The following is a 704-nucleotide window of genomic DNA, read 5'->3' on the forward strand; positions in this document are numbered from 1 at the left end:
AGGACCGGTTCGGCGGTCTGGACGCCGCCGTCGGCGCGGCGGCGCTGATGGCGGGCGGGCGGCCCCTGTGGGAGACCGACGACGTCGAGTGGGACGCGCTGTTCTCGGTCGGCGTCACCGGGGTGGCCAACCTCGCCCGCGCCGCGGTGCCCGCGCTGCTGCGCAGACCGGAACCCCGGCAGGGACGGTTCGTCGCGCTCGCGTCGGCGGCGGCGCACCACGGGCTGTGGCACCTGGCCGGGTACAACGCCGCCAAGCACGCGGTGGTGGGACTGATCAAGGGGCTGGCCGCGGACCTGCGCGGCACCGGGGTGTGCGCCACGGCCGTGTCCCCCGGCTCCACCCGCACGGCCATGCTGAACGCCACCGCCGACCTGTACGGACTCGACGACGTGGAGTCCTTCGCCGGGAACCAGACGGTGGAGCGGCTGCTCGACCCCGACGAGGTCGCCGCGGCCGTGGCGTTCCTCTGCTCGACCGACTCCAGCGCCGTCACCGGGACCGTGCTGCGGGCGGACGGGGGGTTCACCCCGTGAGGCCGGACACCCGCCTGCGCCTCGACGCGTCCGTGCGGCGCCGGGGCGCGCTGCTGATCGGCGGATCACCGCTGCGCCTGCTCCGACTGGGCCGGGCCGGGACACGCCTGCTCGACCGGTGGGTCGACGGCGAGCCGGTGGGCACCGCCACCGCCGCGCGGACGCTGG

1 protein-coding gene is annotated in these 704 nt (G+C 76.7%); it reads left to right on the forward strand.

The window, feature by feature from the left end; genetic code table 11:
- The coding region (locus SACPADRAFT_RS0200005) for a mycofactocin-coupled SDR family oxidoreductase (RefSeq protein ID WP_028662098.1) at positions 1–536 on the forward strand (536 nt) is incomplete at its 5' end.
- Positions 537–704: the final 168 nt, after the last annotated feature.

Origin of the sequence: Saccharomonospora iraqiensis subsp. paurometabolica YIM 90007 (assembly GCF_000231035.2) — a bacterium.
In the GTDB taxonomy this organism is placed as follows: Bacteria; Actinomycetota; Actinomycetes; order Mycobacteriales; family Pseudonocardiaceae; genus Saccharomonospora; species Saccharomonospora paurometabolica.